The organism is Rhodococcus sp. AZ1 (genome assembly GCF_054979605.1).
In genome coordinates, this window is record NZ_JBUEQF010000014.1 from 74,554 (window position 1) to 84,291 (window position 9,738).

Here is a 9,738-nt window from a genome sequence, read left to right on the forward strand (position 1 = left end):
CCTTCGCGTGCAAGACTCCGAGCGAGAGCGAGAGCGATGACTCACGAGCCCGACAAGGTCGATCTGGAGGCCCCGGACCTGGCCGCACACCACCGAGCCGCCCTGGCCCGGCTCTTTCCCGGGGTCCTCGCCGACGGCGTCCTAGATGCCGCCAAACTCGGCGAGCTACTAGACGTGCAGGTAGCGCGGGCCGCGGAGGGACGCGAACGGTACGGCCTCCACTGGGCTGGAAAGCAGCAAGCTGTTCGATCCCTGCTCGCCCCAAGCCGTGCGGCACTGGTACCTGATCTCGATGAATCCGATGACTTCGACCACGCAAGGAACGTCTTCATCGAGGGCGACAACCTGGAGGTCTTGAAGCTTCTTCAGAAGGCGTATAACAACCAAGTCCAACTCATCTACATCGACCCGCCCTACAACACCCGCAACGACTTCGTCTATAACGACGACTTCAGTGACACAACGCGCCGTTACCTCGTTTGGTCGGGGCAAATTGACGAGGAGGGCAACCGAAAGGCGGACAGCAGCGACGCCGCAAGTGGGCGCCTGCACAGCCGGTGGTTGTCGATGATGTACCCGCGACTTGTACTCGCCCGCAACCTGCTCAAACCGGACGGCGTTCTCCTCGTTTCGATCAATGATGTTGAAATGCCGAGCCTCGTGCATCTACTTCGCGAGGTGTTCGGACCTGAGAACCACCTTGCAACCTTTGTTTGGAATAATGACGGTAACATCGAGCAGCAGAGCGCTTTCAAGGTCAATCATGAATACATCGTCGCGTTCGCACGAGACGTGGAACAGGTCGCCCGACCCACTGTGATCGATCCGAATATCGGCGAAGACAGCAAACTATTCAACGATCGGATCGAAAATTCTATCACCAAGAATGGCCCCGCAAACCCGCCGAGTGAGGTTGTTCTCCCCGCTGGATTCCCTGCATCCTCTGACGACTTCGAGGTGGCACCCCGGTCCGACAAATGGCCGCATGTCCTCGACCCCATCACGGTCCAAGGGGGCGTACTCTCAAAGACGGCGCGGGTCTTCAGTGGCTGGAGTTCAAAGCGTCTCCTAGAGCTTTTCATCTCAAACGGCTTTGTTCCAATCGAGGACTCGGAAGGGAAGTCCACCTGGTTCGCCATGACGCCGACCGGCGCGATCTACGGCTACAAACAGCGAAGCGCCGGGCAGGGACACGTGGTGACGGTGCTACGCAACCTCGGAACCACAAAGGCTTCGAGTTCGCGCATGGCGCGGGAGTGGGGAGTGATTTTCGACTTCCCAAAGCCGGAGCGACTGATCCAGTACCTCGTGTCTATATTCACGGGCTCGGACGACCTCGTGATGGACTTCTTCGCCGGGTCGGGGTCTACGGCGCACGGGGTTGCCCTTCAGAACGCTCACGACGGTGGTTCGCGCCGGTATCTGCTGGTAAACATACCCGAGCGAACCCGTGTTGAATCAGCCGCACGCAAGGCGGGGTTTGAGACGGTTGCTGAGATCACCTACAAGCGGATTGCAGCTGTGAGGGCCACCGTGAAGGGCGCAGCCGAGAGCGGCCTCCGTATGTATCGGCTCACCGAAAGCGCCTTCCTCGGTTCCGGTCCTGACGAAGGGGAACTCACGTTGAGCTCTTCAACACTTCGTGCAAGCGTTGACGACCTCTACGCAATCGCCGCCGAGGTGCTGCTGAAGGAAGGCGTCCCGCTCGACTCCGAATGGGTGGAGCACGAGTTCGGCACGGTCTCGGTGCAGGTGTCAGGCGGGGTGGCTGTCGTCGCGGGCGAGGGTCTCGACGTTGCTGCGGCCGAGAAGATCTTCGAGATGGACCCGAAGCCCAATGTCGTTGTCTTCCTTGAGGATGACCTCGCAGGCCAGGATGCGCTCAAGGCAAACCTCGTGGCGAACGCCAGATCGCGCGGCATCACGGTGAAGACGGTCTGATGCCGGTCACGATTAAGTTCGAAGGCGGCCAGCAGTACCAGCTGGATGCGATCGAGGCTGTCCTCAAAGTCTTCAACGGCAACGAGGAGCAAGGTCGCTCTGAGGTAGCAGATCTCGTCCTGGAGGACGGGACACTCGACGCGATTGACCGCGTGATCATCGGGAACCAGCTCGTGCTTTCGTCCGAGCAGTTGCGCAGAAACCTCCGCGCTGTGCAAGACAAGCCCGTATCCACCGAGGACGGGGGCGAGGTTCCTGCGATCCCCGAGGAGTTGCGGCAGGGCTGGACGGGGGAGCAATCCGTGCCGGACCTCAGCGTCGAGATGGAGACCGGTACCGGCAAAACCTACGTCTACATCCGAACCTGCCTGGAGATGCACAAGAGGTACGGCTTCTCGAAGTTCGTCATTGTGGTGCCGGGAAAGGCGATTCGAGAGGGCGTGAAATCCAGCCTCGCGATGCTCAAGCCGCACTTAAAGGAGCTCTACCCAGACTCGCAGTACGAGTTCATGGTGTGGGATTCATCCAAGCGGCAGATGGCCAGTGACTTCGTACGTGACGCCAGCCTGAAGATCATGGTCATCAATCTTGAGGCATTCCGCACGGAGGGCAACATTTTCCGTCGCAAGGACCCCGAGTTCAACGGTGGATACGCGCCCCACGAACTGATCGGTGCCGCGCGCCCAGTGGTCATCATGGACGAGCCGCAAAACATGGAGTCAGCAGGCAGCAAGGAAGCCATCGAGCAACTCAACCCTTTGGCCCGGCTTCGGTACTCCGCCACCCACAAGGACCCGAAGCACCTCGTGTACCGCCTGACTCCCGTGGACGCCTACGACCTGCGACTGGTGAAGCGGATCGGGGTCCTCTCAGTCACCAAGGACGAAGACCTCAACGGTGCCTACGTGGAGGTCTCGAAGATCACTGCCACGCCTGGGGGCGTCACGGCGACCGCCAAGATCTTCAAGACCAACGCGGGCAAGACGAAGCTCACCCGGATCACCTTGCGCAAGGATATGGACCTGTTCGAGGAGAGCGGACAGCGCGGTGCCTATCAGGGTTGGTCAGTCGAGGACATTCACGCCGGCCAGGATGGCGAACGCGGGTACGTCGAGTTCGGAAACGGCACCCATGTCCACGAAGGAGCCGGAACCACTTCCGAGGAGGAGCAACATCAACGGCTGATGCTCCGTCAGGCCGTTGAGAGCCACTTTGAGAAGGAGCTCCAGCTAAAGCTTCAGTTGCGACGAGGCCTCATTACTTGCGCCTTGAAGCCACTCACTCTGTTCTTCATAGACTCGGTTGCGAACTACCACCCTGCCGACGGGAAGCTCCGACAGTGGTTCGAGCAGGAGTACGAGATCATGCGATCCGACGCCCGCTTCCGCTCGCTCGACATGCCCAACATCGACGCCGTCCACGACGGCTATTTCGCAGCCTCCAACAAGGGCGTGCCGAAGGATGTGACCACCCGGGCGTTGGAAGGCGTGGAGGTGGAGTCAGCCCTCAAGCGCATCATGCAGAACAAGGAAAAGCTGCTCAGCTTCGAGGAGCCGCTCCGGTTCATCTTCAGCTACGCGGCTCTCGCCGAGGGCTGGGACAACCCCAACGTCTTCACCGTCTGCAACCTCCAGCACGGCCGCTCAGAGATGCGCAAGCGCCAGCAGATCGGCCGAGGCTTGCGTCTGCCAGTCATGGTCGACGGCGAGCGTTGCCGCAACGACGACATCAACGTGCTGACTGTGATCGCACACGAAGAATTCTCTAAGTTCGCCGGCGACCTCCAGAAGGAGATCGAGGACGAGACCGGCATCAAGTTCACGGGCCGGATCGTGGATCTCAAGAAGGACAAGATCAAGCTCCAACTCAGGGAGAAGGTGCTGCGAGATCCGCAGTTCGTCGAGCTGTGGGACAGAATTTCGAAGAAAACGACCTACGAGTTGGCGTTCTCGACCGACGATGTCGTCGCCGACGCTGTCCGGCGCATCAACGCGATGCCGAAGGTCGAGCCCATCAAGTTCCGTTTAGCCAAGCACATCGTCGATATCAACACAGTAGGCATCAGCTCGGGCGACACCCAGGACCGAGGAACGGTCGCGGTCAACACTGGGCGGAAGCTCCCCGACGTCGTCGGTGAACTCACCAGCCGGGTGCCACTCACCCGGGCAACCATCGTCCGCATCCTCTCCGGGATCGACACTCTCGACCAGGTGAAGCTCAACCCGTCCGTGTTTATGGATCAGGTCGAACGTGCCATGAAGGAGGCCCTCTACGCACAGGAGGCCGAGGGGATCGTCTACAAGCCAACCGGGGAATCGTGGCGAGCCGAGCTGTTCAAGGAATGGCACCAGGCCGAGACGATTGCGCCGGCGGCGATGGTCGTGGACGTCACGAAGAGCATCACGGACAAGATCGTGTGCGACTCAGGCATCGAGAAGACCTTTGCGGAGTTCCTTGAGGCGCGAGACGACGTACCGCTCTTCATCAAGCTCCCGCACTGGTTCAAGATCGACACTCCCCTGCACGGCTATAACCCCGACTGGGCGTTCGTGCGTCAGCAACCCGAAGGCAAGTACCTCTACCTAGTCCGCGAGACGAAGGGCACAGACAAGCTCGAAGAACTCCACTGGGAATCCGAGGGCTGGAAGATCAAGTTCGGCACCGCCCACTTCGAGAAGCTCAAGGTCGATTACTTCTGGGGCAACGACCCAAAGGTGCTTATCGATATCTCCCCCGATTTTGCTGGGCAATGAGGGATCTGAACTCCATAGCCGCGGTCGCGTCAGCGCCTGTCCCACCATCATCGGGAGGATGAGGACGGTCCTCCTGTCAACGACGCGTGAAAACCGAGCAGGTACTAGTGGTCCGCGTTTGAATTTGTTGGGCGGTTCGCTTTCTTGAGGATCTGCTCCGCGGTCTTGGTCCAGATGGCGTGTCCCCGGTAGACGGGGCCATCATGTTTTAGAGTCTTGTTGCCCGCGACCTGGGCGGATAGGACGACGACAATCATGGCTGGACGAAAACGGCACTCGGCTGAGGACATCGTGCGCAAGCTGCGCCGAGCGGACGAGCTGGTGGCGGCGGGCAGGACGCAGGAGGAGATCGCCGGCGAGCTGGAGGTGTCGGCGGCGACGTTGTACAACTGGCGCCGGCAGTACGGCGGGATGGACACCGACGCGGCGAAGGAGCTCAAGGACCTGCGTGAGCAGAACGGCCGCCTCAAACGCCTCCTCGCGGACGCGGAGTTGGAGAAGGACGCGCTGCGGGAGGTGGCGAAGGGAAAATTTTGAGCCCTGCCGCCAAACGCCGCGCCGTCGACATGCTCGTCACCACGATGCGCATCTCGAAACGACTGGCGTGCAGAGCTGTTGGGCTTGCCCGCTCCACCTACGCACGAGCCCCGATCGCGCAGACACCGGCAGATCCGGATGCGGATCTGCGGGGGATGCTGCGTACCTACGCAGGGAAGAACCCGATGCACGGTTTCCGTCGCGCGTGGGCGCATCTGAGGCACGACGAGGGCCTGTCGGTGAACAAGAAGAAGGTGCACCGGCTCTGGAAGGAGGAGGGTCTGCAGGTGCGGATCCATCATCCCCGCACACGTGCCGGTGTCAGTTCCACTCCACAGGTCGAGGAGGACGCGCCGAAAGTCGTATGGGCACTGGATTTTCAGTTCGACTCCACCGTGTCCGTGGCCATGACAAAGTCCCCAGTGGTGGCCAGGTCGAGGTCCCCACTGGTGGCCAACTGAAAGTCCCCACCCCGTGTTCGTCGTGTCGATCGGGAACTTCTGGCCCGAGCGGTGACGGTGAAGGTGCCAACCACACACCGCACCGCCCGGGGAGTTCCATTGAAGTCTGCGAAGGAACGCATGGACATCATTTCCGCTTACCGCGAAGTCGGGTCGTACCGAGGAGCCGCCGACATCTGCGGCACCACCCACAAGACCGTCAAACGAACCGTCGAGAAGTTCGAAGCCGATCAAGCCGGTCGGAAGACGCCACCGAAAGCCGATCGGGAGCACAACTACGACGCCGTCGCCGACCTGGTGACCGAGCGGGTCGAGAAATCGCAGGGCCGGATCTCCGCGAAACGGATCCTGCCGATCGCCCGCGCAGCCGGCTACGAAGGGTCGGACCGCAACTTTCGCCGCCTCGTCGCGGACGCAAAAGCGTTGTGGCGCCTCGATCATCACCGCGGTCGCCGCCCGGCGGTGTGGGCTCCTGGTGATTACCTGGTCATCGACTGGGCGACGGTGGGGGGACTGCACCTGTTCTGCGCGGTGATGGCGTACTCGCGGTGGCGGTTCGCTGCGTTCGCGGCCGACGAGAAAGCCACCACCACACTGGCATTGATCGCCGAAGCACTCGCCGTGGTCGGCGGGGTACCGGCGAGAGTCCTCGCGGACCGGATGGCCTGCCTCAAAGGCGGTGTCGTGGCGGACGTGGTCATCCCGACCCCGGACTACGTCCGCTTCGCTGCCCATTACGGGTTCGCACCGGACTTCTGCCACGCCAACGACCCACAATCCAAAGGGATCGTGGAGAACCTCGTCGGCTACGCCCAACGCGATCTGGCGGTGCCGTTGTTCACCGAAGCTGCCGTCGCCGGCACCACCGTCGACGTTCACACCGCGAACGCGGCCGCCACCGTGTGGTGCGCGGAGGTCAATGCCAGGGTGCATTCGGAGATCTGCGCGATACCGAACGGCAAACTCGATGACGAGCGAGAACTGTTGTCACCGTTGCCGTCTCTGCGAATGGAGATTGGACCGCCGTCGGTGACCCGTAAGGTCGACCGGCTGTCCTGCGTGCGGTTCGCCTCCGCCCGTTACTCCGTCCCGAACCGGTTGATCGGCACGACCGTGGCCCTGGTGCAGACCAGCGGACGGTTGGTGATCGTCGACCCCGGAACCGGTGACGTCGTTGCCGAGCACGACCTCGCCCAACCGGGAACCGCGTCGGTGCTCGACGAGCACTACGGCGGCGCCCGCCCGGCGCCGAACCGCGGACCCAGGCCGAGAACGACTGTCGAGCAACAGTTCTGCGACCTCGGCGAGTCCGCCGAGGCGTTCCTGGTCGGCGCCGCCGCGATCGGGAACACCAGGCTGTCCTCCGAACTCGAGGTTCTCCTCGCGCTCGGCGCCGCCCACGGCACCGAGGCGTTGGTGGCGGCGTTGACCCGGGCGGTGGCGTTCCGCCGGTACCGGGCGGCCGACGTCCGGTCGATCCTCGCCGCCGGCGCCGGGACACCGCACCCCCGACGCGCGGGGGACGCACTGATCTTGGACCTGCCGACCGCACCGACGCGGTCGTTGGATGCGTATGCGATCCGCCCGAACGCCGGGGATCAGCAGGTACCGTCATGACCGACACCGCCATTGCCTCAACGATACCGACGAAGGCAACCGGTCCGAAGACCGCTGTCCCGCAGTCGGTTCCCGACCTCCCCGCCGACCTCGATGCGGGGTTACGGCGACTCAGACTCGCCGCGATCCGCCGCACCGCACCCGAGGTCCTGCTGACCGCGAAGACGCAACGTTGGACCCCGGAGGAAGTCCTGCGCACCCTTGTCGAGTCCGAACTCGCCGCCCGCGATGCATCGAACACCGTCAACCGCCTCAAGATCGCCGGGTTCCCGGTGACGAAGACACTCGAGACGTTCGACATCGCAGCATCGTCGATACAACCGAAGGTGTTCGACTACCTCGCCAGCCTGGAATGGGTTCGCACGCACTCGAACCTGGCAATGATCGGACCAGCCGGCACCGGAAAGTCGCACACCCTCATCGGACTCGGGGTCGCCGCCGTCCACGCCGGGCACAAAGTCCGCTACTTCACCGCCGCCGATCTCGTCGAAACGCTCTACCGCGGCCTCGCCGACAACACCGTCGGCAAGATCATCGAATCACTACTGAGGGTCGATCTGATCATCATCGACGAGATGGGCTTCGCCCCACTCGACGACACCGGCACCCAACTGCTGTTCCGCCTCGTCGCCGGCGCCTACGAGCGCCGCTCGCTGGCGATCGGGTCGCACTGGCCGTTCGAGCAATGGGGCCGGTTCCTCCCCGAGCACACCACCGCCGCGTCGATCCTCGACCGCCTGCTCCACCACGCCACCATGGTCGTCACCGACGGCGAGTCCTACCGGATGAAAGACGCACACCACCGAAAGGACCGCCCCTGAACAACCGGAAACATCAACACGGGCCGGGGACTTTCACCTGGCCACCACCGGGGACATCAGCTTGGCCATTGACACACCGTCGACGGGAAGGCGATCAAGATCGCGTCCATGATCGACGAACACACCCGGTTGTCGGTGCTGAACATCGTCGAGCGCTCGATCACCGCGCAGCGGTTGACTGAGGACTTGGACAAGGCGTTCGCGCTGTGGGGCGGACCACCACTGGTGTTGCGTATGGACAACGGGCCTGAGTTCATATCGATTGTGCTGCAACAGTTCTGCGGTAGCCATATCGGGATCAGCTACATCCCACCGGGAACCCCGTGGAACAACGGGCACATCGAATCCTTCAACAATCGACTCCGAAAGGAGTGCCTGAATCGGAACCACTGGACGAGCCTGCTCGAGGCGCGGGTGGTGATCGAGGACTTCAAGGACGACCACAACAACCGGCACCGTCACTCGTCGCTCGGGTATCTCACCCCTGCTGAGTATGCTGCCCGATGCACCCACGTCCACCAGCCGGTGGACGGCTGCGAGATCGACTGAGACCAACCCGAACGGCTCTAAAGCAAAGTGGTCCGACTATCGGGGACCTGCCATGAGAACAAGACCGGCATGGTGTCCATCCCGCCGGGCTGCCCGTGGGACAACGGCTACATCGAATCGTTCAACAACCGCCTACGCAAGGAGTGCCTCAACCGCAACCACTGGAACACCCTGTTCGAGGCCCGCGTAGTCATCGGCGACTTCAAGGCCGAGCACAACCACCGACACCGCCACTCGGCGCTGGGCTACCGGACGCCGGCCGAGTACGCTGCGGCGTGCAGGTGTACCCACACCCCGGTGGCCTGCAGCATCAACTGAGAACGGATCACACCAACCCGACTCCAGAACCGGGTGGACTCAGTAACGGGGACTCGCCAGGAAGACCACCTCGGGTGCGTTCGCTTCCAGCTGCATGCCGCTGGCCAGCGCCAAACCTCTCCAATACTTGCTTACTTACTTGAATCGAAGTATCATCACACCATCCGACTCACCCCCAAGGAGGCCACAGCATGCCAACGATCGAAATTGACGACGAAGTCTTTTCGCTACTGAAGAAGGATGCCGAGCCGCTCGTTGATACACCAAACACTGCTATCCGGCGGCTGTTGGGACTTGACCCAGCCGTTGGTAGTGAAATCCGGACGCCCCTCGCCCCCCCTCGGACGCGCATCCGCGGCAGCTCTGCAGAAGGTGAACTCGCATCCCTTCTACGCAACGGACACATCGCGATTGACGATGATCTCGTTTACCGCAAACGAAGTGGCGAAACGTACCGCGGTTACGTCACAAACCACGGCTGGATCGACGTTGAGGGTAAGGCGTTTCCTACACCCTCCGGGGCACTGAAATCCGTCGTAGGCTACGACGTCAACGGATGGAAGCTGTGGCGTCACGAAAAGACCGGCAAGACGCTCGATGAATTTCGAAAGTAGACGGCCGCATTAAATTCGCCCTGATTCGACTTGCTGTAGCTCCTGCTCGATAGCGCGCAGCCCGTAATGGACTGAGGTTCTGTATCGAGCCGCGAGCCCTCCCGCTATGGCTAGTGGTCCGCGTTTA

The 9,738-nt window shown here is 62.0% G+C and carries 9 protein-coding genes; all 9 read left to right on the top strand.

Going from position 1 to position 9,738, the window contains the following annotated elements; genetic code table 11:
* The first annotated feature begins 36 nt into the window (after positions 1-36).
* The 9 genes from ACY48E_RS15380 to ACY48E_RS15420 all read left to right on the top strand — a co-directional run bounded on the left by ACY48E_RS15380 (position 37) and on the right by ACY48E_RS15420 (position 9,611).
* On the top strand, positions 37-1,941 hold the full coding sequence (locus tag ACY48E_RS15380; protein WP_462873094.1) for a site-specific DNA-methyltransferase: 1,905 nt from the start codon (positions 37-39) through the stop codon (positions 1,939-1,941).
* Positions 1,941-4,694: a restriction endonuclease gene (locus ACY48E_RS15385; protein WP_462873095.1), complete on the top strand. Its 2,754-nt coding sequence runs from the start codon at positions 1,941-1,943 to the stop codon at positions 4,692-4,694. Before ACY48E_RS15380 ends, ACY48E_RS15385 begins: the two co-directional genes overlap by 1 nt.
* Positions 4,695-4,949: 255 nt before the next feature.
* Complete coding sequence (locus ACY48E_RS15390; protein ID WP_462873096.1) at positions 4,950-5,231, top strand: transposase; 282 nt, start codon at positions 4,950-4,952, stop codon at positions 5,229-5,231.
* The gene (locus ACY48E_RS15395; protein ID WP_462873097.1) at positions 5,228-5,692 is read left to right on the top strand and encodes an IS3 family transposase; all 465 of its coding nucleotides are present in this window, start codon (positions 5,228-5,230) and stop codon (positions 5,690-5,692) included. Before ACY48E_RS15390 ends, ACY48E_RS15395 begins: the two co-directional genes overlap by 4 nt.
* A gap of 99 nt (positions 5,693-5,791) precedes the next feature.
* Positions 5,792-7,309, top strand: coding sequence for an IS21 family transposase (istA, locus tag ACY48E_RS15400; protein WP_462873098.1), 1,518 nt, complete (start codon positions 5,792-5,794; stop codon positions 7,307-7,309).
* Positions 7,306-8,130 (top strand): IS21-like element helper ATPase IstB, encoded by an 825-nt coding sequence (istB, locus tag ACY48E_RS15405; protein ID WP_462873099.1) that lies wholly within the window; start codon positions 7,306-7,308, stop codon positions 8,128-8,130. Before istA ends, istB begins: the two co-directional genes overlap by 4 nt.
* Before the next feature lie 99 nt (positions 8,131-8,229).
* Complete coding sequence (locus ACY48E_RS15410) at positions 8,230-8,679, top strand: transposase (protein WP_462873110.1); 450 nt, start codon at positions 8,230-8,232, stop codon at positions 8,677-8,679.
* Between the two features lie 69 nt (positions 8,680-8,748).
* The gene (locus tag ACY48E_RS15415) at positions 8,749-8,997 is read left to right on the top strand and encodes an integrase core domain-containing protein (RefSeq protein ID WP_462873100.1); all 249 of its coding nucleotides are present in this window, start codon (positions 8,749-8,751) and stop codon (positions 8,995-8,997) included.
* Positions 8,998-9,188: 191 nt separating this feature from the next.
* On the top strand, positions 9,189-9,611 hold the full coding sequence (locus ACY48E_RS15420; protein WP_462873101.1) for a restriction system modified-DNA reader domain-containing protein: 423 nt from the start codon (positions 9,189-9,191) through the stop codon (positions 9,609-9,611).
* Positions 9,612-9,738 lie beyond the last annotated feature (127 nt).